Here is a 26,029-nt window from a genome sequence, read left to right on the forward strand (position 1 = left end):
AATGTCATTAAATTTAGAGGATATCAAGCGGTTTACTTCACCACCTCAACAGCCTTCACCATTACGGGGTCGCCATCATTGATGGCGTGGTAGTAAACATTATCGCCCCATTGAAAACGACCCAGATAGGCTTTCAACAAACGTTTTAAGCTGGGTTTAGATGCAGCCAACTCCTGCTGATCGATATTCTTTACCGATGCCGAAGCGTAGGTCACAAATTTGTTCAGCTCCTCGTCCGTTACCGAATAGCGCTTTACAAAGTCGTTATCGGTTTGATATTGTTTGATCACCGGTTGCAGCTTATCTATCACATAAGCGGTGAATAGCTGGCGGTTATTGATGCGCTGGATCGTTAGGTTGTTCAGCGTAGTATCGGCCGGGACAAAAACATCGGGCATAATACCGCCGCCACTGAAAACTTTTTTGCCTTTAGCCGTATGGTACGTTGCCGAGGTGCGGAACGAAGTATCCTTTAAATTACTCTCGGCCGAAAAGAACTCGCCTTTTTGCATACGCTCGGCTATCTCGTTGTGGTAGCTGTCCACACCGTTCTTGTACGATTTTTGGATAGACCTGCCCGATGGCGTATAATACCTGGCCACGGTCAGGTTCACAGCCGAACCATCGCCGAACGGGAACTGCTCCTGAACCAAACCTTTACCAAAAGAGCGCCTGCCAATGATCGTACCCCTGTCCTGATCTTGCAGGCATCCCGCCAATATCTCGCTTGCCGATGCCGATGACTCATCGATCAGCACGGCTAAATTACCCTGCTCAAATAAGCCCGAATCCGTCGCGAAATAGTCGGTGCGTGGTTCGTGCACGCCTTTGGTGTAAACGATCAGTTTACCTTTGGGCAAAAAGTGATCGGCTAAAGAGGTAGCCGCGCTCAGGTAGCCGCCGCCATTGCCCCTCAGGTCAACGATCAGCTTTTTCAACCCTTCTATCTTCAAGCGCGACAAGGCCGAACGGAAATCGGACTCGGATGTAGCCGCGAATTTGCTCAGTTTGATATAACCCACATCGTCGGTGGCCATATAAGCCGCGTCGAGGCTGCTCAGGCTAACCGGGCCGCGGGTAACAATGCAGCGTTTAAAGTCGGTGCTGCCATCTGCCGGGGCAATACCCAGGTCTATAGGCGTATTCTTTTCGCCGCGTAAAGTGTTGTTGATCTTTTCGAAAGTAAGTTTAGTGCCCGAGAATGGTCTGTTGGCAATGGTCAGTACACGGTCGCCGGTCTTAATGCCTGCCTTATCGGCGGGCCCTTGCGGGTAAACCAGGGTGATCACCATCGTATCGCGCAGCAATTGAAATTCGATACCGATGCCGGTAAAACCGCCTTCCAGTTTCTCGTTAATGCTTTGTGCTTGTTGCGGAGGCAGGTAAAGCGAGTGCGGGTCAAGGTTCTGCAACAGGTTGTTTATGGCGTCGCCTTCGTACTTTTCCATGTTGATGGTGTCAACATATTTTTCCTTCACCAAACGGATGGTGCGCTCCAGCTTATCGCCTTTGGCAAAAGGGTTGGCCAGCGTGCCGCCCTGCAGGTCATCGCCGGACAGGTAAACGCCGATAACGATGCCAAAAAATATTAATAGGATAGATCTGAAGATGATCGCCGCCGCTCTTTTCATTTGTGTAACTACAAAGGTAAGCCATTGTAACTAAAGCGTATAATTTTTTAACACACGGGTAGTGTAACTTTACTGAAATTTTGCTGACTTTTGCCTTAAACACATCTGCCGCCATGCAATTATCTACCGAAAAGGAATCGAATTATAACAACCTGGAGCAAATGCCCACCGGCGAATTGCTCCGTCATATTAACGACGAGGACAAGACCGTTGCCCTTGCCGTAGAGCGCGAACTACCCGCTATAGAGAAGCTGGTAGACATAGTGACCGAACGTATGAAAGCAGGCGGCCGCTTATTCTACATCGGCGCCGGTACCAGCGGCAGGCTGGGTGTGGTTGATGCATCCGAATGTCCGCCGACCTTTGGTGTGCCTTTTGAGCAGGTGATCGGCATTATTGCCGGCGGCGACGGCGCCATCCGCAAGGCAGTAGAATTTGCCGAGGATGATGCCGAACAAGCCTGGATAGATATGCAGGCTTACGATATTAACAGCAAAGATGTAGTGGTCGGAATAGCCGCATCGGGCACTACGCCTTATGTGATCGGCGGATTACGCAAGGCTAACGAGCAAGGCCTGGCAACGGGCTGCGTAGTTTGCAACAGCGATACACCCGTAGCTGCCGAGGCGCAATATCCGGTAGCTGTAGTTACCGGTCCTGAGTTTTTAACGGGATCTACCCGCATGAAGGCCGGTACTGCACAAAAATTGGTGCTGAACATGCTGACCACATCGGTAATGATAAAATTGGGTAAGGTTAAGGGTAATAAAATGGTGGATATGCAGTTAACCAATCATAAACTGGTTGACCGCGGCACCCGCATGGTGATGCAGGAGACCGGCCTTGAAGAAGCCGTTGCCGAGCAGTTGCTGAAAGAGCAAGGCAGCGTGCGTAAGGCGGTGGATTATTTTAAGAGTACGAGGTAGGTTGATTTTTTTTATCCCTCCCTTGGGAGGGGCGCGGAGGGCAAGAGCGGTCGCTGGGAGGGGTTCACCACCACGCAAAGCTGACCAAACCCCTCCCTGCCATTTCAACAAAAGCTACCGCACCCCTCCCCAAGGAGGGAATTTTAGAAACGATAAAGGACATCAATGCACGAGATAGAACCATATTACAGATGGCGGGATGATTATGTGGCGGCGGAGGATATGCGTTCGCCGTTCTACTCTACGGAGTATAGCGAGTTTAACTTTGATAAGCAGCTTTACAATTACCTGCTGCACCCGCAATGGGATAGCTTTGGTTCGAACACGCTATACCTGAAGATATTATTTGTGGACTACGACCATGGGTACACCATAATTGAGCTGATAGGTGAATGGAACGATGCCATCAACAACGATATTATGCTGATGAAGCGCGAACTGTTTGACCTGATGGTGGACGAGGGCGTGACCAAATTCATCCTGGTGGGCGAGAACGTATTAAACTTTCACTCGTCAGACGACTCTTACTATGAGGAATGGTTCCAGGAGGTAGAGGATGGCTGGATAACGGGCATCAACTTTCAGGATCATGTGATCAGTGAGTTTAAACACAACAATATCGATTACTATATTAACTTTGGCGGCGAGCTGGACGATATGGCCTGGCGCAGCCTGAAGCCCCTGCAATTCTTCAGAAAAGTTGAAGAATTGATGACTAAGCGATTGAACTAAAGCGTACGTTTATACGTATATTTATATCAACATTTTAAAAAGAGGAATATTAATAACATGGAAATAAAAGAGAAGAATTACAATTATCAAAGTGTCTTTCAAATGGACGACGAGGTTACGTCGTCGCGCAAGTTTTTGGCAAAGGTATTCTCGTGGATGTTCGTCGCATTGGCTATAACATCTGTGTTGGCATACGTGTTTGCGCACAACCCCGAGCTGCAAGCTTATTTACGCGATCCGTACACGTTAAAACCGACCGGCTTGGGTACTATCGCTATGTTCTCGCCGTTGGCATTCGTGCTGATCATCAGCTTTGGTTTTAACCGTCTGTCGTTCCCGGTACTTGCTACCATATTCATCGTTTACGCGGCGGTGTTCGGTATCAGTATGTCCAGCATTTTCCTGGTTTACACCGGTGGTTCGATCTTTAACGTGTTCCTGACCGCTACCATATTGTTCGGCGTAATGGCTGTAGCTGGTTACACCACTAAAACAGACCTGACCAACTTCGGTTCGATCCTGTTCGTTGCGTTGATAGCTTTGGTGATCGCATCGCTGATCAATATGTTCATTAAGAGTGAAACATTCGACTACATCCTGAGTCTGATCGGTGTTGCCGTATTCACCGGCCTGACCGCTTACGACGTGCAAAAATTAAAACGCATTGGCGCCGGTATCGAGCAAGGCAACGCACCTGCCAACAAATTAGCGGTAATGGGCGCATTGACCTTATACCTTGATTTTGTGAACCTGTTCTTATTCTTGTTGCGTTTATTTGGTAACAGGAAATAAGTCTTGAGTCGGAAGTCTTAAGTCGAAAAATTTAAAAGCTATCCTGTATTGGGGTAGCTTTTTTTTTGTGGGTGATAAGACTACCTGCTTCAAAATCTCTCCTTGGGGAGGGGTGCGGTAGCTTGAGCTGAAAAGGCAGGGAGGGGTTAGCCACGATGCAAAGCTGACAAACCCCTCCCGCCACCGCTCTTGTCCATAATACCCCTGCCCAAGGAGGGATTTGGAAAGCTTTGTGCCCTTTGTGAAAAAACTTTGTGTCCTTTGCGGTAAGATCATCATCCACCAATACCTTTATACCAAATAACTGATCACCGAGAAAATGTCCTCCCACCACATCGTCCGCGAAAAACAAGAACCTGCCCTGCTGATAGCCGGACTGGATACCTTTGATGATGAACTATTAGGTCAGCTCTTAGAATGGAGCCCTACGGTGATCTGCACGGCTGACACGATGGACAAGATGCTATCCTTAGGCATTAAGGTTGATTGGTATGTGGGATATAAGGACGAGTTACCGGAATTGCTGGATATCAAGGTCATCGCGCCGGGCGAGGATGCCGTGACGACGGCTTTAACAAACTTATCATCCGAAGGCTACCCATCGGTCAATATTATTACCGATGAATTGGAATTGGATAAATATGCCAAATTCACCGGCCGTATGGATGTGATCATTTTTTGTGGCGATATCAAGGTGATCGCTATAAGATCGGGCTTCAGCAAATGGAAGCCGGCGGGCGATCGTCTAAAATTTTTGACACTTCCGCACAATTTTCTGTACACCGGACTGACACCTGTCAAGGAAAATGTGTACCGAACCACGCACGACGGCTTTTACAGCCTGCAATTTTCAGACAAATTTATTTTTGTGGCGGAGTACCTGTAAAAGAATTTTAGGGGCAACTGACCTGAAGATAGTGTATAATATACGCTTGCGCTGAATTTATACACACTTTAAGCATATCAAAGCAAGAGCATTGCTACGATAGGGTACAAATAAAAAGCCCCCCAGACTTGCTCCGGGGGACTTTCAACCTAAACCTTATCACAATTAAATTAGCTAGATCGCTAATTCGTATAGAGTAATACAATTACTGTACCAAAAACAGTTAATGCCAAAAAAAACTGTATTTCGGACAATTATTTTTCAAAAGCGGTAGTTTTTGGCTTCCGCCTTAGGTAAGCGTCAGCTAAAAACAGAAGCAACACCATATCAAAGAACAGGAAATAGCGCATCCAAACACCATTGAACAGGTTACCCATATCTGGAATTGTCAGTTTGACAGGTAATTTAATGCCAGTCTGTACCGATGGTGACGCATTGTCCGACCATCCTAAGTTACTCAGTGTCAATAGTAACAACGCGCTAATGGCCAGCAAGAAGAAACCTGCCACCGCGTAAACTATCCGTTTATCAACTTTTGCCTTCAGAGGTGCCAAAGCTTCCTGCTTACGGATCTGTTCCATCACGTTGTAGCTGAAAGCCATGGGCGGTTCGTCCAATTCCAGCGTAGTAAATTCTGCATTAATAAGCACTAATTCCTCATACTGTTGCTTAAACGCTACATCAGTGATCAACCGTTCCTCAATTTGGGCGCGGTCGGCAGGGGTACAGGTACCGTCTATGTAGTTCCAAAGTTTTTCTTCTGTGTCGTTCATATCAACTCCTTCACTTCATGCTTTAACAGGCGCTCCAGTTTCTCTTTCAAACGCTGGCGCGCCCTAAATAGTTTAGTCTTCACATTGTTCGGCTCCAGGCCCATGGCCTCGCCTATTTCATCTAACGACTGTTCGCCGTTATAGAACATCGTAATAATAGCGGCATCATCGGGCAGCAACTGCTCAATAGCCATGTTCAGATAATAACTCCGCGACCGCCGCTCGGCCAGGTTAGCATCCATGCTGCCATGCGTATCCGCTATTTGGATGAACAAAGCTTCGTCATCTATCGATGTTGTATCCACCCGTTTCTTGCGCAGGTGCGTCATGGCCGTAGTGTAAACAATGCTGTACAGCCAGGTACTAAATTTACTTTGCTGCTGGTAGTTGGCCAGCGAGCGGTAGGCCTTCACAAAGCAATCCTGGGCGACTTCCTCGGCATCCTCGCGGTTTTTAGTGAATCGCAAAGCCAGGGTGAACACAAAGCGCTGGTGCCGTTTGATCAGCAACGCATAAGCCGCCTGGTTACCCGCCAGTACCTGTGTTATCAGTTGTATATCCGTAAACTTGCTTTGCATTACTGGTAACTATGACGCGGCTTGCCCGCGGCAGGTTACATTAAATTTAGAAGATCTTTTTTGACGGGAAAAATGCATATGATGGATGAGCTATTATTAATTAAATATTTGTCATCCTGGAGCGCAGCGAAGGGTCCGTTAACGAGCAGGTCGGTCATGCATATCCACAATGCGTTTCTATAAGATCCTTCGCTGCGCTCCATGATGACAATTGGGAAAAGTACTTGACAATCGATTGCCAAAGCCTTATCTTGCCTCAAATCTCTATCCAATGCTTAAGATCATCATCTCGTCAATAGCTGTTGTTGCCGCAACATTCGCACCCATTAAAGTCAGCGATGACAGCAAGGGGCTGAAGGATCATTACCAAAATTATTTCCCGATCGGCGTAGCGATCACCCCGCAACAGCTACGTGACCCGGCCCAGCGTGATCTGATCCTGAAGCACTTTAACAGCCTGACCGCAGAGAACGCCATGAAAATGGGCCCACTGCACCCCGAAGAAGGCCGCTACTTTTGGCGCGACGCGGATTCGATAGTGGCATTTACTCAACGGCACGGTCTTAAACTGCGCGGTCATAACTTGTGCTGGCATACTCAGGCACCCAAATGGATGTTCACCGATGCGCAAGGTATCGAGGTAAGCAAGGAGGTTCTGCTGAAACGTTTGAAGGACCACATCCAAACGGTGGTAAGCCGCTACAAAGGTAAGATCTACGCCTGGGACGTGGTGAATGAAGCTATTGCCGATGAGCGCGACCGAGAGCTGCGGGAGTCGCCATGGTCTAAAATATGCGGTGAGGATTTCATTTTCGAAGCTTTCAAATACGCACACGAGGCCGACCCGGATGCCGTGCTGTTTTACAACGATTACAATACCGAGCAGCCGGGCAAACGCCAAAAGATCTACAACCTGCTTAAACGCATGAAGGATGCCGGGATACCTGTACATGGTGTAGGCTTGCAGGCGCATTGGTCATTACGCGGACCATCGCAAGCTGAGATAGAAAAGTCGATAGAATTATTCGCCTCGCTTGGACTAAAGGTTCAGATCACAGAGTTAGATGTTTCTATCTTCGACGATAATAAACCGGATACTTTAGGCTTCACTCCGGAGCGTGAGCAACAGTTGGCCGACCGCTACAAAATGATGTTCGAAGTATTCAGGAAGCACAAGCAAGATATCACGGGTGTAACTTTCTGGAATTTGTCCGACAAATCTACCTGGCTGGACAACTTCCCGGTAAGGGGGCGCAAAAATTACCCGTTGCTTTTTGACACCCAATTGCAGCCTAAAAAAGCGTATCGATCGGTAGTCGATTTCTGATCCGCAACCGATCCGTTGCGCAAATTACAAAACGCAAAAAAAGCAGTGTTTTTTCATCTTTTTTGACAAAAAACACTGCTTTTTCGTGCATTTTTCAAACACGTTCTAAGCACATTTTACTTAGCAGCCGACATGGATGGCGGCGCTAATTCAGGCGCGCTACCCCAGGTTTTGTTCGGTCGTGGACCCATTTGAAAAACCAGTCTGCCGCCATTCATCAGGTCGGTGTTGGTGAACCAGGTTTTGGCCAGCGGAGCGCCATTCAACGTGGCTGATTGGATGTATTTATTTTGTGTCGATACGTTTTTGGCCTCTACTACAAAGGTTTTGCCGTTGCCAATGTTTATGGTGGTCTCGTCAAATATAGGGCTGCCGATATCAAAAACAGGCTTAGCAGGGTTTTGCGGATAAAAACCCATCGCGTTGAACACATACCAGCTTGAGGTAGCGCCACCGTCCTCATCACCGGATATACCTTGCGGGGTGATATCGAACCACAGATCCATCAGCATGCGTACGCGGCTCTGGGTTTTCCAAGGCTGGCCAGAGTAATTGTACAAGTAGGGGATGTGGTAGGCCGGTTCGTTACCCTGGGTGTACATACCCACAAGGCCAGTCATATCCGGGAATTGCCCTAAAAAGGCCAGTTTATCCATCGTATGCCCAATAGTGAACAGCGAATCCAGCTTGGTATTGAACTTATCGCGGCCACCCATTAGGTTGATCAGGCCCTGCACATCGTGCTGAACATGCCAGGTATAGGTCCACGAGTTGCCCTCAGCAAAGTAGCCTTCACCTGCAAATCCACCCGAAAAACGTGGGTCGAACGGCTCCACCCACTTCCCATCAGCCGACTTTGGCGCCATCATCCCGATGGATGGTTTATACAGGTTCTGGTAGTTATGCGCCCGTTTCATAAACAACTCATAGTCGGCGGTTTTGCCTAATTCTTTGGCTAATTGAGCCAGGCACCAATCATCGTAACAATGCTCTAACGTCACCGATACCGATTGGCGACGGTGCCAGCCATCCACCTCTTTAACGGTCTCGGGCACGCCCACTTCTGGCAGCCAGCGCACCTGGTAGGGTAGTTTGTTGTACTTGTCTACGTTCTCTTTCTCCATAGCATCGGCACGGGCCGGCAGGGCGGGGTAGAAGCCCTTGTCAAAATAGTTCTGTTCCAGTTCGGTGATAGGGGCTTGGCCGCCGTCCTTCCAGGGGATCATGGTAGCTTCCATGTGATTCTTACGCATACCGGCGTAGGCTTTTTCGATGTCGAAACCGCGCAAACCTTTCAAATATGCCTCCACAATTACCGAGGTAGAGTGGTGACCGATCATCGCCCCCGAGCTTGGCAACCAGCCGGTACGCTCGTAAGTCTGGATAAAGTTGTTGATCATCTTGACCGTCTCATGCGGGCGGATGATGTCCTGCAAGGCATAAGCGCTACGGTAAGTATCCCATACGTTACCCATCCGCAAAGCGATGGTGCGGTACAGCGTACTGTAGAACGTGCCTCGCTGGCGTTCGGTGCCACCTTTTATCTTGATCAGACTTAGCTCTTTATCCCAGCGGTCTTTAGCCTGCAGTTTTACCTGCTCGAAGGTTTTTGTGCCTAATTGGTTGGTGGAGTAGGTCTTAGCCTCGGCCACGCTGTTAGGCGACACGCCTACACGCATCTCTACCGTCTGGGTCTTGGCGGTGCCCGGATAGCTTACATATAAGCCAAGGCCATTGCCTGTACGGGATACATTACCGATAGTGATATCATTACCCAGCCAACTGCCTGATGATGAGCCGGGCTTGCTTAGTTCGGCATAGAAGTAATTCTTATTCTCAATATTATTCCGTCCGCGCCCGGTCACAAAACCCGAGATGGTCTTATTATCCTTCACCTCAAAAGTAGAGTTGCCCTGCAAGGTCAACAGCAGGTTTGAGGTTTCCTTGACAGGTAGCGTGAACCTGAACAGCAATGCGTTATCCGTCACGGTGTACTCTACGTTAATGTCCGGATCCTCTAAAATGGCTTGATAGTAATACGGCGTGGCGGTCTCTAAAGTATGGTCGAATTTAGAGGCGTTGGCTTTGGCGCCGGTCTTAACCTCGCCGGTGGTCGCCATTAACGTTCCAAAACCTACCGGGAAGCCGAAGATCTTATCCGACAGGTAAAAGTCCTCTATCTCGGGGTTAAAATTGGGGAAACATTGCACCGACCCGCCCGGGGCTTTGATCACCGGCGCGGTGCTGCGTGTTTTGGGATTGATCGAGCCGATGTAAAGATCCACATAGTCGCTTGGCGATCTGCCGGCCACCATCGGCATGGCTTTTTTAGGCTTGCTTTGCCCCAAAGCCGAGGCCGCAAAAGTACAGGCTAATGCAGCCAGCAGAACTGGTTTGTAGAGGTTTGTCATATTGGTTTATATTTTGGTTAGGAGTTATATTCGGGATCTTTTTTTGAACGGGCTTCCAAAGGGGATGTCACCCTGAGCGCCGTCGAAGGGTGGTGCGGAGAGGCCTGCCCACCATGCTTCGACACGCTCAGCATGACACCCTATTTTAATACTTTTTACCTACTTCTCCACCCGCAACAACAACACCCCATGCGGTGCTACCTTCGCGCTCAGCGTTTTACCGCTAACTACCATATATTGCTGGCGCCATACATCACGAAATTTGGTGAAGCCGCTCAACTCGGGACTTGTTTTATCCAAACTGATGGTTTGATAGCTATCCGACATATTGAACAGGCCGATGGCTTTAGCGCCGCCTTTCAGTTCTTTTACCCATATCTGATAATTGGCATTTTTGACCGTTGGTAAGGCGCCTTTGCCTAAGGCGTCCTGATCAATGGCTATTACCTCGTCGTTGGTGAGCAGATTCAGCGTGAATTTATCCAGCTGGCCCATGTCGCAACCGATCAGTAATGGCGATGCCAGCAAACTCCAAAGGCTGATATGGGTGTATTGCTCATCAAAAGTTAATCGGGAATTATGCAGGCGTGGTCCCCAGCCTACTTTGCCAACTACCAGCATATCCGGATCATTAAAGTGGCCGGGCTGCGAGAACGGCGCGGCCGCATCCTGACGGAAACCAATGCCCGACATGCTTTGCCAGGTGTCCTCTATATCGCCGGTGGTACGCCAGCTGTTGCCGCCTACCTGCGCACCCCATTCCCAAACTTTGCCCATGCCGTACTGGCAAAAGCTATGCAGGATATCGCGGTTCAGTTTGGCCAGTGCCTCGGTCATTACGTAGTAGGGTTTTTTAAGGGCCGTCAGATCTGGGCGCGGGGCAACTTTGCTGTAGGCGCACCAATCATATTTCAGGTAATCCATCCCCCATTCGGCATAGGTTTGGGCATCCTGCAATTCATGGTCGAGGCTACCCAGGTAACCACCGCAAGTGGCATCCCCCGGAGATGAATAGATACCCATGCGCAGACCCAGGCCGTGTACATAGTCGGTCAGCGCTTTCATGTCAGGGAACTTGCTATTGGTGGTAATGCGGCCGTCGGGCAGGCGTGCTGCCGACTCCCAGCCGTCATCAATATTTACGTAAGCCCAGCCATGCGCGGCCAGCTTATCGGTCATGGTTTTGGCGGCGGTGCGCACTTTGGCATCGTCTACGCTTAAACCCCAGGCGTTCCAACTGTTCCAGCCTAATGCAGGTGTAAGGCCGATGGTATTGCCAATAACGATATTGAAAGCCTTGGTTTTACTGCCCCTTAAGTTACTCACGGTAAAGGTTACGGGATAAGTACCCGCAGCAGGAACCGAACCGGTGATCACGCCCGTAGCCGGGTTTAATTTCAATCCATCAGGCAGGCCGTCTACCTTATACTTTAAAGGTTTGGCACCCGTAGCCGGGATGAGGTATAAAAAAGGGTTGCCCGGTCGTGCGGCAAAAACATCGGCCCCGTTTATTCTTGGTTTGGATGATACGGGCGGAGTGAGGATGTAAGGCGTGCTCTCTGTATAAGATACCGTTGTCCCGGTTTTAGCATCCTCAAAATTGTAATCTAACCGGTACGACTTGGCCTGCGGTGCAACCACTCTGAACGGAAAATTGAACGGCCGTCCCTTGGCAAAATTAGCATCGGCCGACTGCTGCGATATTATGCCACCGGTCTCCGGGTCGGTCAATAATACGCTCAATCTGCCGCTAAAGGTGTCAGTATTGCTTGCCGTCAGTTTGATGGTTTTACCCACAAGGCCTTTATCGCCAAACCAAAAGTCCGACCCTGCATCATAGGCAATGCCGTCGGTAATATCAACCATGCCTATTTTGTAATTGGTGCCGTACATACCGCCATCGCCGTCCCGGTCAAAAATGCGCACAGCTATCAGGTTCTCTTTACCCCATAATATGGCCGGATCGTTGGCGGATATCTTATACTCGCGTGGCCCCCAGTTGCCCGAGGTCCGGATATCGCCTTTAGCGCCACCTAACCTGCCGATCAGTTTACCATTCAAAAAAACTTCGTCGCGGTCGTCAACATTGGCCAGGCTAATGCGCAGGCTGTCCTTTAAAAAGGCTTTCTCTTTTAACCAGGTCGGTATCACTACATGGTTGCGGTACCAACCAAAACCATCGTGACCAGGATAACCATTGGCCTCCCATGGGACAGATACATTGGCAGCCTTCCAGTCGGCATCATTAAATGTGGGAGAAGACCATTCGGGCGAGTCGCCGATATTGATCTTCCAGCCTTTAGCTATCGATATCTGTGCATCGGCATTAAAAGCCAAACAGACAATGGCAGCTACGGTAAGCAGCGTTCTTTTCATAAAAGCAGTAAAGTGTAGTTTATCAGGTTTTTTATGTCGATAAAAGCGTGGTCAGATAACTGTAACCAGTCGGAATGTTAACGTATGTTAATTTATACTAAGCAACCTTAAAAACCCCGACCTTAACGCCATCATCCCGCTTCTTTTGTATCGACACTGTGATCAGGCACTTCCGTTCAGTTGATGTGCCGTCATTCAATACTACAACAAAAAAAGCAGAACAGAAAGAAAAACAAACCAATAACCTAAACAATGGAACAGTCTTTAAACCAATCAACTACCTTAAAAGCCAATTAATGGCGGGTGCCATCGTTTGCGTATTTTTTGATGTTTATTTTAAGCGGAAGCGTCGTCGATCACCGATCGAAATTGGCGCGCCATTATTACAGCTATCTCTATAAATATGCACCCAAACAAAAGGTACGAATTTTTTTGTACCTTTAAGATGCTTACCTTATCTTTGTCTTATCACCCCACAAAACCTTGACCATATGAAACAGCTATTAAACCTTAAAACCCAAACGCGCAGCTTATTAACACGCTGTGTTATCACTCTTGCCTGCACTGTAGTGCTTGGTACGCCTGCGGCCATTGCACAAACACTTAAACTAAAGCCCGGCCAACAGTTTAGCTACGAAACAATGGAGCGTTATGTTATTCGTACGCAGGAGCATTCAAGTAAAAACTTTTATTACAGCAGATACAATTATCTGGTCAGCGGTATAGAAGGCGATAACTATGTGATCAAAGTATCGCCCCAACAATACCTTGCCGACGGCATCAACGGTATCGTGTTCGATTCGTCGGCACCGTCTGCCGAGCAGGAAAATGAGCTGCTCGCGGTAGTGCAAAACGCGGTCAGCAAATTAAATTTTACCATAGTGGTTAATAAGACAGGAAAATTGATGGATATAAGAGACACCGCCGGCGCACAAGCTTTTATTACCGCCAAACTTACCGAGCGTAACACATTTAAGGTGAAAAATCATGATATTATAGCGAGTGAGGGGCCACAAGTAAACTATTTGGACAATTTTATTTACGGTAGTGCACAGGTATTTAAAGCATCGGTGAAGCAGCCGGCTGGCAATAATGTAACAAAGGCAGGCGCCGGAGTTAGGTCGGTACGAAAAAAGGATGCGGAAACCGGGCTTATCGTGATATCAGAGAGAGATTCCACTGCAAATAAGATCTTTGCCGATACCAATAAATACGAATCGATAAAGTATAGCCACAGGTTGCAAATGGTTAAAGGTAATGTGTACCCGGTTTACGCCGAAGCCAGTCGCACTATCGGATATGACAACTATTATACCCCGCTCAACAAAGCTAAACGCAAACTGGCCGTTCTCCTTGATGAAGTATTGAACAACAAGGGCGCTTTAGGTATGCACGAACGTGCACAACGTAGTATTGACTCGTTAGATAAACTTTTTAAACCCGACGACTGGGCTTATCAGGGTGCGAAAGTTTATGTTTTAGGATTTATTGGAAGCAATGAATACATACAACTGTTAGAGAAGGTGCCTTACGCCTATCTGGAAAAGGATGGCCTGGTCAACGTTAAACTTGGGCGCCAGTTAGCTAATGGTAACACCACCCAACTGAGAACGGCGTTACAAATATTGTTCACCAAAATGCTTTGGGATAAAAAGTACCCTTCTAACGTAGATAATCTCTGTAACGATATCCATGATAACCTGGGCAAGCAGGTAAAGAATGCCAAAGACCCGAGGGCTATTAAAAAGATATTGGATGCGTTGATGGAAACAGAGCAACTACGCATACACGCGGTGAACGAAATACTGGCCGGACTAAAGACCTATTGCCGTGTAAAACTGGCGACCGACGCTAAACAATTGACACCCTATATCAACTTTAACTATAACAGCTTATACGATAAGGCCAGCCGGTACAGGATGCTGATCTTTGATGAACTGATAAAAAAACAAGTACCTGATTCCATCCTGACCGCTTATAACGACTATACGATAGAGATGGTAAAAGGTAATATCGCTGCCATTAATTCGGGCGATGTGCCGGGTATGAGCAAGTATCGGGTAGAACCGTTTTTGGGCCCGCGGAGGGTGCTTTATAAGAAATACCTGGCCGAGGCCTATTATCGTAAAAGCTTGCTGCAAAAAGATCGTTCGGTAGCTTACCTGCAAATGGCGGTGGACTATTTGCCCAACCAGCAAGATCTGATGAATAACCGGGGCGGCTTTGAACGGGAGAACGCCTACGTGGCATCCAAGCCCTATAAAGAACTTTACATGAAAGCCGCTGAAAGCGGCGCGCTCAGCCCCGAGCAATTGCTTAAACAGTACGTAGATCTGGTAGTCATTGAGCCGGAGCGCTACCCATCGTTGAAAGAAAAGTACATCAAATCATTCCCTGCGGGCGACTTTAAAAAGTTCTTTAACGATGCGTTGAAAGAGAAGTTACCTTCAACTCCTGATTTTACTTTGAACGATCGTTCAGGTAAACAGTTAGCTATGAAAGATCAAAAAGACAAATTTACCTTTGTTGATTTTTGGGGCACCTGGTGCGGCGCTTGCGTAGATGAGATACACAGGGTTGAAGCATTATACAAAAAAGGCATCGCCCCGGGTAAACTGACGGTAACCACTATTGCCTGCTTTGATAAAAAGAAGAACGTCGACGATTTTATGGAAGCCCGCAAGTACACTTACCCGGTGCTAATGTCCGACGGTAAGGTTGAGAAAGATTTTAAAGTGATCGGTTACCCTACCAAATTGTTGTTGTTGCCCAATGGCACTTATCTGGATATCCCTTACCAGGCTGATTACAAACCTATAGTGGAGAAGTATCTGGCTTGGGAGATGTAGATCCCCGAAAAGGCATTATGGTTTTTCCGTCGGGAGAGGGCCTGTAGGTGAAACACCTAAGTCTTCCCCGCTTACTTCACGCCCTCAATGATCTTGATCTCGGTCCGGCGGTTAAATTGATGGTCTTCTTCGCTGCAACGGACGCGGTTGGCGCACTCGTTAAGCAGGCGGGTCTCGCCGTAGCCTTTGGCCACCATACGGCTGCCTGCTATGCCATGTCTGCGCAGGTAGGCCACGGCCGCCTTGGCCCGGGCGTCGGATAGGAGCATGTTATAGTAGTCAGATCCGCGCGCGTCGGTATGGGCCGATAGTTCTATCTTGATGGTGGGGTTCTCTTTCATGATCCGCACCAGGTTGTCCATTTCGGTCTGGGCATCGGGGCGGATATCGTACATGTTCAGATCGTAGTAAATATTACGGATGATAAAGGTTTTATCTGTAGTGAGTGGCTCCATAGCCAGCTGGATAATCGCCGAAAAGCCCGGCACGATGCTGCGCCCCGGCAGGTGGTTGCTAACGGGATAAAAGCCTTTTCGTCGGGTCTCCACCGTATAATCGCGACCGGGCACTACCTTGAACTGGAACTTACCATCCGGCCCTACCATTTTACCCTCTAACGGGATTCCCTCGCTGTTGCGCAAGGTAACTGATACCGAATCTATCTGCTTGCCGCTGGCATTATTCATCACCGTGCCTTCAAGTATCACCATCGCGGGACTACCAAGGGCGGCATTTGTGGTCGGTGGTGCTGGCTTGGCCGCTATTGGTTGGGACGTTTTAAGCTGATCATCTGTACCGGTGTAGGTAAAGGCGTAAATATCATCGTTACCAGATCCGCCTTGCCTGTCGGACGAGAAGAAGCCTGTCTTACCGTCCAGCGTGGCCAGCGCAAAATCATCACTGGTAGAGTTAAGCGGGTGTTTCAGGTTTTTCGGTTCGCTCCAGTTAGTGCCCGACCCTGTCGATGAAAAGATATCATAACCACCCATTCCCGGCAACCCTTTTGATGCAAAGTAAAGCTTGCTATCGCCACCAATGGACGGGAAAGCTTCGTCGGCAACGGTATTGATCGTCTTACCGCAATTAATGGGCTTGCTCCACTTGCCGTCGGACAGGCGCTGGCAGTACCAGATGTCGGTCTTACCCAAACCGCCGGGCATATCTGATGTAAAGTAGAGCATCTTGCCGTCGGGCGTTAAAGCCACATGGCCGACCGAATACTTAGAAACATCATTATACTGGAAGGGAACAAATTTGCTCCATTTGCCTTTCTCTTTGATCACCATCACTAATTCAAGTCGGCGGATGTAAACGCGCTCGTCATACGGCGTTTTAACATTGCTCAGGCTGCCCCGGCCGGCGCGCGTGGTTACCGTAACATAAGCGGTATCGCCGGTCTGGTTCACCACCATTGGCCCGGTATGGTAATCTTTCTTGAGGTTGATCCTGCCCGACCGTTGAAAGTCTACATCGTTAATGCGTTGTTTTTTGATGTCGTAGGTGAACATCTTCAGCCACTCGTTACCTGTTCGGGCGTAAATGCCTTTATCGTTGTTGCGGTACTCGCCAGTGGCAAGATCTGATGTAAATAGCAGGGTGTCTTTATTAAGATACGATGGCCCCCAATCAGAAAATATGGTGTTCAGTCTCTTCTCTACCGTTATGGCGTAATTGCCATCGCGTTTCATCCAGGCCTCGGCCGAGTCGCAAACCGCCAGGCGAAAATTGACCAGGCCTTTATCGGTCTCGTTAGCGTAGTAACGTTTGTACATGTCCTTGGCTAAGGCAAACTTTTTATTGCGCAAGAGGGCCTCGGCGTAAAAGAAAACGTCCACAATGCGGATGCCTTTAATGTTGATCAGCTTGGCATACCATTCTTCGGCCCGCTCGTAGTTGTTCATCAGTCGGTAGCAATCGGCAATACGCTCCCAAACTTCTACCGGGGCATTTTCAGATTCGGCCAGTTTCAGGTATATCTCTAAACTATTATAATATTCGGCGCGCTCGAACAGACGGTCGGCCTGGGTGCGCCGGCTGGTCAGTTCCTGAGCGTTGGCCCCGGCAGTAAGCAGTAGTACGGATATGAAAAGTAGTAGATACCTGATCATGTAAATATCCTAAAAATAACGCGGACTAAGCACTTTTTCGCGGCGCTTGGTAAATGTAATGCCTATACCCAACTCGTGCGTGCCGTTTTGCACGGTGGCCAATTTATTCATATTATAATCAAATGAATAGCCTATCCTAAAGCGCTCGTTCACATAGAACTGCACAATGGCCGCAGCCGCGTCATAGTCGCTCAAATTATCGGTCAATGCTGTTTTGCTGAAAGACTTTACCCCCGTGCGGTAGGTAGCCCCAAGCCATAATGTTTTTCCTAACAAAATGTTTGCGCTCAGGTCCAGATTGGTCGGTCCTTTGAAATCCTCCTTTATCAGGAAGTTGGGCTTAAAGTCGATATTCTCGTTCAACGGCATCATGTAACCGGCGGTAAGGTAAAAACTGCGTGACTGGCGCACTACGTTCTGCCTGTCCTTATTAAAAGCGGCATCCGCCAATAGGTTTACGCCCGATATACCGATGTAGAATTTGCTGGAATGATAAAAAGCCCCCAAGCGCGCAGTGGGTGATATTTTGCTGGCGTTGCCGATGTTGACATTGGGATCATTAGCGTCGGTGGGGTTAAATTTACTGCCATCCACGATATATTGCCCTGCGCCTACACCAACACCCAGGCTCAGGCGTTTGCTATCCTCGCTGTTCAGTTGCAGTCGGTAGGCATAATTGGCCAAAAAGGTAGTGGTAGTTTGCGGCCCAAGCTGATCGCCAAGTACTACAAACCCAAGCCCTACATTTTTGTGGGCATCTATTACTCCATCATAAGTTATAGCGCCTGTACGCGGGGATCCGGGGATACCGGTCCACTGCAAACGGCTTACAATATTCAGCGACCAATCTTCTTTATAACCAGCGTAGGCCGGGTTTACCGTCAATCCTGTAAAGGCATATTGGCTGAATTGGATGCCCTGTTGCGCATAGCCTTTATAAGCTACGCCAAGCACCATCAGCAACATATATATCCTCACAAGTTTCATCAGCACAAATTATCTCTTTAAAAACACCCAACCCTTAAAGGTTGCCAAAGCCCCCGATATCGGATCCTTTTTGGTCAGTACATAATAATAGGTCCCCTCGGGCAGGCCATCGCCGCTCCAGGTATTCAGGTAATTAGCATTGCGGTACACCTCGTTACCTAAACGGTTAACAATGATGAGTAACGAGCCAGGGAATAACTGAATATCAGGCACTATAAAGGTGTCGTTCAGCCCGTCGCCGTTAGGCGTAATGATATTGGGGATGTTAAGTGTTTGCGGGATGACCGTGATTGCGATATCGGCCGAACAACCCGCCACGTTTGTGCGCAGGACGTGGTAAACGCCCGGCGTTTTAAACCCGCTCACGGTAGTGCTCAAACCCGCCGAGTTGGCGATGCTCAACACGGCCGGCGTACTGCCCGACTGCGACCAGGTGCCCGGGTTGGTATCTGTTAAGGTGACCACCTCATCTATCACAACTGTCCTTGTCCCGGTAATATCGGGCGTGCCTATAAAGCTGAGCGAATTGGTTTTGATATTATTACACCCCGCGCCCGACGGTTCCGAATTACACTCCACCAACGGATCGGTCGGTGTGGTGTTATCAGGGTTGGTAGCGTCGGGGTCGGTCACATCTGCTGGGCGTAAGATCGATGCCGTCACGTTAACCACCGCCCCGGCTGTGGATGCCGCAACCTTGCCCGTTACTGTGAAGGTGCGGATGGCCCCGTTAGCCAGATCCAGCATGGCCGAATAATTATTATTGGTAGTTACTCCATTGTTAACGCTTGATGTACCCGTTGTACCGGCATGAGTGACCCTAACCTCCGTCAACGCGGCCGGGAACGAGAAGCTGAACTTACTGCCCGTAACATTGCTCGGTCCGTTATTTTTTACGGGGATAGTATAAGTGATGGTCTGCCCCGAGCAACTGCCCGAAACACCGGTACTGGTAATGCCGGTCACTTCCAGATCGGCCTGCAATAGCTGGAACGAACTGGTGGCTACCAATGGTGTGGCCGCTATATATGCCCAGGTATCCAATCCGCGCTGATCTCCAAAATCAACCGGGCTGCCGCCGGGGGTACCCCATTTATGGCCATTGGTACGGCTGTCGCCACCTGTGGTATTTACCCGTGGCGACGATGCTGTGCCCGATTGCACGATCTGCGAATCGTCCCAATAAACCGTATAGTCGGGCGACTGGAAGCCGTTGGCGCGGGTAAGTTTCAAGCCGTTAATGTTACGCTCCACATCAAAAAAGGGGAAATGAACTTCGCCGCCAAAAAGTACTACGTTAAGGTTGGTATTATAGCTGCCTGCAGTAGCCGGGTTACCCTGGCCGTCCAAACCGTCCCAGATAATATTGTTAGGGCCGGCGACTACGCTGCCTGTCAGTTTGCGATCTATGGCATCGGTGAAAATACCGTTGCGGTTAATATCTATCGATATTTGAAAATTGCCGTTCTTGTTGGCATTGAAAGTCATGGTAGCCCCGATGGGGAAAGTACCGGCACGGCCTGATGCACCTTCTTTACCGGCAATGCCGTAGTTGGTGAGTGTGGGTTCTACCACAGCGTTCAAGAGCCAGGTAGTGCCGCTTGGCGAATTAGCGCTGGCAGGCAGATCGGCAGCAGGCTGATTAAAAAATATCTTATAAGTAATATCCGACTGCGTATCCGGCAGGCGCGGGTCGTGCACATCCGGGTTGGCCAGCGAGTTAATACTTTTGTAAGATGCCGTACCATCGGCCAAACGGAAACCTTTATTATTAACAAAGAACGAGAAGCCGTTACCCGCCTGCCCGTTATTATCTAAAGTATATTGATAACCATCGCGCGTCAGCACCTGAAAGATGCCGTTAAAGCCCACATCAAAACTGCCTAATATGCCCGAAAAAATATTTGTAAATACCCTCCCGGTCAAAAAAGCGGTGTTGCCGGCATTACGTACGGATATATCGAATGCGGCTATCACTTGACCGTTAGGCTGGGTCCAATCGGCATTAGCGGCTATCGGGGTAGGGTTTGCGCTTTGCGCACCTCCATTTTGCGATATAAAGTCTATCTCCCATACCCCGGCTTCAGCAGCGGTTACGGTGTGTTTATAAGGAGTATAGCCATTTGTATTGGGCAGCGCACCGGCCAATTCCTGACCGCGATCAGCGATAAGGCCCACGGTAGTAGATGTTCCGCTGCTGAAAGTGGCGCCATTCGGCGACCGTAAGTTGATCGTCCCTAAGCCGTTACCTTGCACGCTCGAGCCTACATTGATCACCTCGCCGGCCTTTACAAATACCTTCATGGTGCCGTTGGTAGGGAACGTAAACGACTCTGATACACGGGTCCCTGATACCAAGAACGCACGGTTCCCCCCATTAGCGTTCACCTCTTTGCTGCCCTCGGCCAGCGCGGCGGCCGGGATAAGCAACAAGCAGATAAATGCCCGCAAGCAGGTGATAGTGCCGTTTTTAATTAGGGTTCTCAAGAGCCAATTGTTGTAAAGTATAGGAAAGTATTAAAACTGTTCGAATATACGGTAAATTGTTAAAACCCATATATTTGATAATATGCCCTTGTTGATAGAAACAAAGAGATCGGTCATTCGTGAATTTTACCCGAACGAGGAAGATGCCTTTGTGGCCCTGTTTGCCGACCCGCGTGTAAACCAGCACCTGCGTGAACGCACCGAGGACGAGATCCGTACGATGTTCCGCGATACCCTGGCCGAATATGCTGCCGGATCGCTGTTCAGTAACTGGGCGGTGATAGATAAAGGCAATGACAGCTTTGTTGGGATGGGCCTGCTACGCCCTTACGAGGACAAGCCCGGCAAACTGGAAGTAGGCTACGCGCTCAACGTACCTTATTGGGGCCGTGGCTTAGCGTCGGAAATTACGGCTGCACTTATTAATTACGCTAAGCAGTTCCCCAATATAGATGAGATCGTAGCCGTTACCACTACCAATAATTATCCATCACAAAAAGTGCTGACAAGATCGGGACTAACGCTACAGGGCAACATCGTGCGTAACAATACCGAACTCTGCCTATTTAAGCTATCCATTAAATAACGAATAATTTTATGACGTACACTTGATATTTCAATTCCCGTTATCGACCTTTGCATTTAGAATTAGTCTAAATAAATGAAAACAAAAGCTCTTATCTTATTATTGGCTGCAGCTGTAGCCTGTAATGTTCAAGCCCAAACAAATAAAGACCGCGCTGCTGTAAAGACCGTCGCTAAAAAGGCTACCGGCGATAGCAAATTTGAGCAGGACCGCGCTGCTATTATGGCCCTTGCCGGCCACTACAAAGTTACTTTTAACTACGCCGAGACCTTTGCCCCGGATACGGCTTACAAGTTCCATCCGCGTTATAACTCGTGGGGTTACGAGTGGGCGGTGATCGCCGAGGATTCGCCGAAAAAGATCGTGATCCAACACTTACTGGCTATTGATGATAGCACGGTGATCAAACACTGGCGCGAGGATTGGGTATACGAAGAGACCAACCTTTTGGCATTTGATCAGGGCAATACCTGGAAAATGAAACACCTGAAACCTGCCGAAGCTAAAGGCCGCTGGGTACAAAAAGTTTACCAGGTTGATGACAGCCCGCGTTACGAAGGTATTGGTACCTGGGTACATGTTGACGGCAACCACCAATGGCAAAGCGAGACCGATTCGCCGCTGCCACGTCGCGAATACACCAAACGTAACGACTACAACGTACTGCGCCGCGGTAACCGCGTATTTTTCACTAAAGACGGTGTAATGTTTGAGCAGGACAACAAAAAGATCGTTCGTAAGCCTGAAGGCGATAAATTATTGGCGCAAGAAAAGGGTTACGAAGAATTCACTAAAGTTGACCCGGCAAAATTTGCCTATGCCGAAAAATGGTGGGGCGAGCAAAAAGCCTATTGGGCCGATGTACGCACCGTTTGGGACGGCGTTTTTGCTAAGCGCGAAACCTTGCAATTAGAGACCAAAAAGAACGGTAAGAACCTTTACCAAAAATTATTCGATCTGGGCGACCAGTCGGTAAAAGAGAAATGGTCTTCAACTAAAAATAAAGAAGAAGCGGCTAAGATCATCAACAATTATTTAGCTGTTATTTAAGCCGATACTGATATATAAGAAAAGGGGTATTATCGTTCAGATAAATACCCCTTTATCATTTCGGTAAGATGTTACGTAGATACCGGAGGCCCCCCATCCAGCAGAAAAACAAATAGCTCTTTAGGGCCATGCGCCCCTAATACCAGCGTTTTCTCAATGTCAGCCGTACGGCTTGGGCCGGTAATGTTGCTGATCATGCTGGGGATGTTTTGGCCGTATTTTTCTTTGATGATCTTAAAGCCGTCCTTCAGGTCCATCACCAATTGCGATGTATAAGCTACCACCAAATGCGCCGGGGGATAAATGCTTAACCTGCGCCCGGCGGCGTTGCCGTTAGATATCATGATGCTGCCGTTACGGGCTATCAGCGCCTCGCACAGCGTAATGCTTGCATCGGCCTGGTCAAAGTCCTTATCGGTCTCGTAAAAAGGAAATTCGTAGGTTTTTAGCAGGTTTTGCAGTTGGGGTTCCCAGCAATACATTTTGTGCCAGCCGCGTTCTTGGGCAATGGTAAGCAGTTGCTCTATCAGGTGTATCTCGTCCTCGCAAAAAACAAAATTGCCTTTAACGGCCATCAATTCTTCGGCAAAGGTTACCTCTAACAATTCATCACTATCGTGATAAAGCGGCAGGTTCTCTAACTGAGGGTAGGGGTTGTCGCGCTTCTCTAACAAAGCGCTCCGCACTTTCTTCAGCAGTTTTTCTTTAGCGGTAGTGATGTTTTTCATTTGCCTGTATCCGGGCTATTTAACCACAAAGGTCATAAAGTTTTTCACAAAGGACACAAAGAAATATTTGTTTAAGGGTAAGCAAAGCCTTTGTGCCCTTTGTGCTTTCCCTTCTTTGCGGCCTTTGTGGTTAAAATGACCTTTGCAAAAAAGCCACCATGTAAACACGGTGGCTTGCAATATTTATTTAAAAGTATTATTCAGCTTTTGGCGCTTCTTCGCCCGGCTCTTTGTCCAGGCTGATGCTTTCAGGTGCCAGGGCGCCTGAAAGCGGCTCGAGCGAATTATCCGGACCGTTCACAAATTTATCGTAAGCGGTGCGGTGCTCAAAAGGGCGCTTGCCTAACAGATCTTCCAGATCCGACTGAAACAATACTTCTTTCTCTAACAATTTCTTAGCTACGGCTTCTAAACCGTCGCGGTGTTTGTTGATCAGGTCTTTAGTTTTTTGATAAACTTCGTCAACCAAACCGCGCACTTCGTGGTCGATCAACTCTGCAGTTTGATCAGAATAAGGCTTGCTGAACTGGTTCTCGCCCTGCGGATCGTAGAACGATACATTACCTACCTTATCATTCATACCGTAGATCTTCACCATGCCGTAAGCAACACGGGTAATGCGCTCTAAGTCGCTCAATGCACCGGTAGTGATCTTACCGAACACGATATCCTCGGCAGCGCGGCCACCCATGGATAGGATCATATCGTCGATCAATTCTTCTTTAGCTACCAGGAAACGCTCGTTCGGCAGGTATTGGGCATAACCCAAAGCAGCCACACCACGCGGAACGATAGATACTTTCACCAAAGGATCAGTATGCTCTAAGAACCAGCCTGCAATAGCGTGACCGGCCTCGTGATAAGCAACCACACGTTTTTCTTCAGGTGATATCAAGGTATTCTTTTTCTCCAGACCACCGATCACACGGTCTATGGCATCCTGGAAATCGATCATATCAACCGACTCTTTATTTTTACGGGCAGCGATCAGGGCAGCCTCGTTACAAACGTTAGCTATCTCGGCACCCGCAAAACCAGGGGTCTGTGCCGATAATTTCTTAGCGTCCACATCTTCTGACACTTTTACCGGTTTCAGGTGAACTTTAAAGATCTGCTCGCGGCCGTTCAGATCCGGTTTATCGATAGATACTTGGCGGTCAAAACGACCTGGGCGCAATAAAGCAGAGTCTAACACATCCGGACGGTTGGTAGCAGCCAAAATGATGATACCGGAATCGGTACCGAAACCATCCATCTCTACCAGTAACTGATTAAGCGTGTTCTCGCGCTCGTCGTTACCACCTACAATATTGTTCTTCCCACGGGCACGTCCGATAGCGTCTATCTCGTCAATAAAGATGATACAAGGTGCTTTATCCTTAGCCTGGCGGAACAGGTCACGTACACGCGACGCACCCACACCAACGAACATCTCTACGAAATCGGAACCCGACAGCGAGAAGAATGGTACGTGGGCCTCACCTGCAACAGCTTTAGCTAATAAAGTTTTACCAGTACCCGGCGAGCCTACCAACAGCGCACCCTTAGGGATCTTACCACCCAGGTTGGTGTATTTTTTAGGGTTACGCAGAAAATCTACGATCTCCATCACCTCTTGTTTGGCTTCTTCTAAACCGGCAACATCATTAAAGGTAACGTTAACCTGCGATTCTTTATCGAACAACGTAGCCTTTGATTTACCGATGTTAAAGATCTGGCCACCCGGGCCACCGCCTGCACCACCACCCATACGGCGCATAATGAATAACCATACCGCTGCGAACAATAACACCATGATCACACCCTGGAAGAACCAGTTTGACAGCAGGCTGTTACCATTCTCTAAAAGTACAGGGATCTTTTGCACGTTAGGGTTGTCTTTACGTACGGCGTTGATGGCCTCGTTAACGTCCTTGAACGATGAGTAGTTAAAATTGTATTGCGGACCGTTCGCCCCGTTACCCATCATGCCACGCTGGTCGCGTACAGCTGCGTATTGGGTTTTCTTTTTAAGGCTATCCTTCTTGATGTAGACGTTAACGATCGCACTTTCTCCCTCTTTAAAAACGGTCAGTTTTTCAACATCATTATTCTTGAGCATGTTGCTCTCAAAATCCTGATAGCTGATCTGTTTGGTACTGCCGGTATTGAGTATCTGCGCCACCACAAAAAATGCAATGATGATGACAGCATAAAACCACATAAAATTAAACTTAGGTGGTTTGGATGGGCTTAGTTTTTTATTAGTGATCTTACGTACTGGCTTTGGTTTTTCCAATTGATTATCTTTCATTTTTTGTTGTCAAGGCTTAAACGCGCTCGCGCGCTTCAAATTATATCAGGGACGCAAAACCGTTGTTTAAGCGCTTTTGTAATTTTTAATTTCCGCATCCCCCCACAGATCCTCCATTCCGTAAAACTCACGTTTATCCGTACGGAAAACATGTACTACAATGTCAATGTAATCCAGCAGTATCCATTCGGCGTATTCCAAACCCTCTTTGCGCCAAGGCTCCTGCCCGGTGGCTTTAAAGATCTCGTCTTCCACGCTATCGGCAATGGCCTTTACCTGGGTGCCCGAATCGGCATTGCATACCACAAAATAATCAGTTACAGATCCGTTGATGCTCTTCAGGTCCAACCGCACAATATCGTTGCCCTTCTTTTCCTGTATCCCATGGATGGCCAATTCCGAAAGATAGGCCGACTCTTTTAATGCTTTACTTTTTACCATTAAAAAGTTTTAAATTTGTTCTAATTGATCTATCGCTAATATACATTGCAAAATAACACATTTACAAG

At 48.3% G+C, this 26,029-nt stretch carries 20 protein-coding genes; 9 read left to right on the forward strand and 11 right to left on the reverse strand.

What is annotated here, in order from left to right; genetic code table 11:
* Positions 1 to 32: 32 nt before the first annotated feature.
* Positions 33 to 1,631, reverse strand: coding sequence for a S41 family peptidase (locus tag IRJ16_RS06875; RefSeq protein ID WP_194110786.1), 1,599 nt, complete (start codon positions 1,629 to 1,631; stop codon positions 33 to 35).
* Positions 1,632 to 1,744: 113 nt separating this feature from the next.
* Here IRJ16_RS06875 and murQ point away from each other — a divergent pair, with 113 nt between their 5' ends.
* The 4 genes from murQ to IRJ16_RS06895 all read left to right on the forward strand — a co-directional run bounded on the left by murQ (position 1,745) and on the right by IRJ16_RS06895 (position 4,967).
* Entirely contained in the window at positions 1,745 to 2,557 is an 813-nt protein-coding gene (murQ, locus tag IRJ16_RS06880; RefSeq protein ID WP_194110787.1) for an N-acetylmuramic acid 6-phosphate etherase, read from the forward strand.
* Between the two features lie 165 nt (positions 2,558 to 2,722).
* A complete protein-coding gene (locus IRJ16_RS06885) occupies positions 2,723 to 3,289 on the forward strand; it encodes a hypothetical protein (RefSeq protein WP_194110788.1) in 567 nt (188 codons plus the stop codon).
* 57 nt (positions 3,290 to 3,346) lie between these two features.
* Positions 3,347 to 4,081 (forward strand): Bax inhibitor-1/YccA family protein, encoded by a 735-nt coding sequence (locus tag IRJ16_RS06890; protein WP_194110789.1) that lies wholly within the window; start codon positions 3,347 to 3,349, stop codon positions 4,079 to 4,081.
* 319 nt (positions 4,082 to 4,400) lie between these two features.
* Complete coding sequence (locus tag IRJ16_RS06895) at positions 4,401 to 4,967, forward strand: thiamine pyrophosphokinase (RefSeq protein ID WP_194110790.1); 567 nt, start codon at positions 4,401 to 4,403, stop codon at positions 4,965 to 4,967.
* 254 nt (positions 4,968 to 5,221) lie between these two features.
* On the opposite strand, the gene IRJ16_RS06900 is transcribed toward IRJ16_RS06895, so the two are convergent.
* Positions 5,222 to 5,740 (reverse strand): anti-sigma factor family protein, encoded by a 519-nt coding sequence (locus tag IRJ16_RS06900; RefSeq protein WP_194110791.1) that lies wholly within the window; start codon positions 5,738 to 5,740, stop codon positions 5,222 to 5,224.
* A complete protein-coding gene (locus tag IRJ16_RS06905; protein WP_194110792.1) occupies positions 5,737 to 6,318 on the reverse strand; it encodes an RNA polymerase sigma factor in 582 nt (193 codons plus the stop codon). The genes IRJ16_RS06900 and IRJ16_RS06905 overlap by 4 nt, the downstream gene beginning before the upstream one ends.
* Before the next feature lie 271 nt (positions 6,319 to 6,589).
* On the opposite strand from IRJ16_RS06905, the gene IRJ16_RS06910 reads away from it, so the two are divergent.
* On the forward strand, positions 6,590 to 7,645 hold the full coding sequence (locus tag IRJ16_RS06910) for an endo-1,4-beta-xylanase (RefSeq protein WP_194110793.1): 1,056 nt from the start codon (positions 6,590 to 6,592) through the stop codon (positions 7,643 to 7,645).
* A gap of 116 nt (positions 7,646 to 7,761) precedes the next feature.
* Here IRJ16_RS06910 and IRJ16_RS06915 read toward each other — a convergent pair whose 3' ends face one another.
* Together IRJ16_RS06915 and IRJ16_RS06920 are read right to left on the reverse strand one after the other, a co-directional pair.
* The gene (locus IRJ16_RS06915) at positions 7,762 to 10,056 is read right to left on the reverse strand and encodes a GH92 family glycosyl hydrolase (protein WP_194110794.1); all 2,295 of its coding nucleotides are present in this window, start codon (positions 10,054 to 10,056) and stop codon (positions 7,762 to 7,764) included.
* Between the two features lie 159 nt (positions 10,057 to 10,215).
* Positions 10,216 to 12,432 carry a putative Ig domain-containing protein gene (locus tag IRJ16_RS06920; RefSeq protein WP_194110795.1) on the reverse strand — a complete coding sequence of 739 codons (2,217 nt, stop codon included), beginning with the start codon at positions 12,430 to 12,432 and terminating at the stop codon, positions 10,216 to 10,218.
* 158 nt (positions 12,433 to 12,590) lie between these two features.
* On the opposite strand from IRJ16_RS06920, the gene IRJ16_RS06925 reads away from it, so the two are divergent.
* Both IRJ16_RS06925 and IRJ16_RS06930 read left to right on the forward strand, forming a co-directional pair.
* Positions 12,591 to 12,833, forward strand: coding sequence for a hypothetical protein (locus IRJ16_RS06925; RefSeq protein ID WP_194110796.1), 243 nt, complete (start codon positions 12,591 to 12,593; stop codon positions 12,831 to 12,833).
* Between the two features lie 90 nt (positions 12,834 to 12,923).
* On the forward strand, positions 12,924 to 15,281 hold the full coding sequence (locus IRJ16_RS06930) for a TlpA family protein disulfide reductase (protein ID WP_194110797.1): 2,358 nt from the start codon (positions 12,924 to 12,926) through the stop codon (positions 15,279 to 15,281).
* 71 nt (positions 15,282 to 15,352) lie between these two features.
* Here the strand turns inward: IRJ16_RS06930 and IRJ16_RS06935 are convergent, their stop codons facing one another.
* The 3 genes from IRJ16_RS06935 to IRJ16_RS06945 are packed head-to-tail and all read right to left on the reverse strand — an operon-like array spanning position 15,353 to position 20,863.
* Positions 15,353 to 17,389, reverse strand: a complete 2,037-nt coding sequence (locus tag IRJ16_RS06935) for an OmpA family protein (protein WP_194110798.1) — start codon at positions 17,387 to 17,389, stop codon at positions 15,353 to 15,355.
* Positions 17,390 to 17,398: 9 nt separating this feature from the next.
* Positions 17,399 to 18,376 carry a PorP/SprF family type IX secretion system membrane protein gene (locus IRJ16_RS06940; protein WP_194110926.1) on the reverse strand — a complete coding sequence of 326 codons (978 nt, stop codon included), beginning with the start codon at positions 18,374 to 18,376 and terminating at the stop codon, positions 17,399 to 17,401.
* 9 nt (positions 18,377 to 18,385) lie between these two features.
* Positions 18,386 to 20,863 carry a T9SS type B sorting domain-containing protein gene (locus tag IRJ16_RS06945; RefSeq protein ID WP_194110799.1) on the reverse strand — a complete coding sequence of 826 codons (2,478 nt, stop codon included), beginning with the start codon at positions 20,861 to 20,863 and terminating at the stop codon, positions 18,386 to 18,388.
* An 82-nt stretch (positions 20,864 to 20,945) separates the two neighbouring features.
* Here IRJ16_RS06945 and IRJ16_RS06950 point away from each other — a divergent pair, with 82 nt between their 5' ends.
* Together IRJ16_RS06950 and IRJ16_RS06955 are read left to right on the forward strand one after the other, a co-directional pair.
* Positions 20,946 to 21,449: a GNAT family N-acetyltransferase gene (locus IRJ16_RS06950; RefSeq protein ID WP_194110800.1), complete on the forward strand. Its 504-nt coding sequence runs from the start codon at positions 20,946 to 20,948 to the stop codon at positions 21,447 to 21,449.
* Between the two features lie 75 nt (positions 21,450 to 21,524).
* Positions 21,525 to 22,499 carry a DUF6607 family protein gene (locus IRJ16_RS06955; RefSeq protein WP_194110801.1) on the forward strand — a complete coding sequence of 325 codons (975 nt, stop codon included), beginning with the start codon at positions 21,525 to 21,527 and terminating at the stop codon, positions 22,497 to 22,499.
* A 71-nt stretch (positions 22,500 to 22,570) separates the two neighbouring features.
* On the opposite strand, the gene IRJ16_RS06960 is transcribed toward IRJ16_RS06955, so the two are convergent.
* The 3 genes from IRJ16_RS06960 to rsfS form a co-directional block, all read right to left on the reverse strand.
* The gene (locus IRJ16_RS06960) at positions 22,571 to 23,227 is read right to left on the reverse strand and encodes a LutC/YkgG family protein (RefSeq protein WP_194110802.1); all 657 of its coding nucleotides are present in this window, start codon (positions 23,225 to 23,227) and stop codon (positions 22,571 to 22,573) included.
* Between the two features lie 196 nt (positions 23,228 to 23,423).
* On the reverse strand, positions 23,424 to 25,520 hold the full coding sequence (gene ftsH / locus IRJ16_RS06965) for an ATP-dependent zinc metalloprotease FtsH (RefSeq protein WP_194110803.1): 2,097 nt from the start codon (positions 25,518 to 25,520) through the stop codon (positions 23,424 to 23,426).
* Between the two features lie 66 nt (positions 25,521 to 25,586).
* Complete coding sequence (gene rsfS / locus IRJ16_RS06970; RefSeq protein ID WP_194110804.1) at positions 25,587 to 25,961, reverse strand: ribosome silencing factor; 375 nt, start codon at positions 25,959 to 25,961, stop codon at positions 25,587 to 25,589.
* Between the last annotated feature and the right edge of the window lie 68 nt (positions 25,962 to 26,029).

The sequence above is a fragment of the Mucilaginibacter myungsuensis genome (assembly GCF_015222005.1).
Lineage (GTDB): Bacteria > Bacteroidota > Bacteroidia > Sphingobacteriales > Sphingobacteriaceae > Mucilaginibacter > Mucilaginibacter myungsuensis.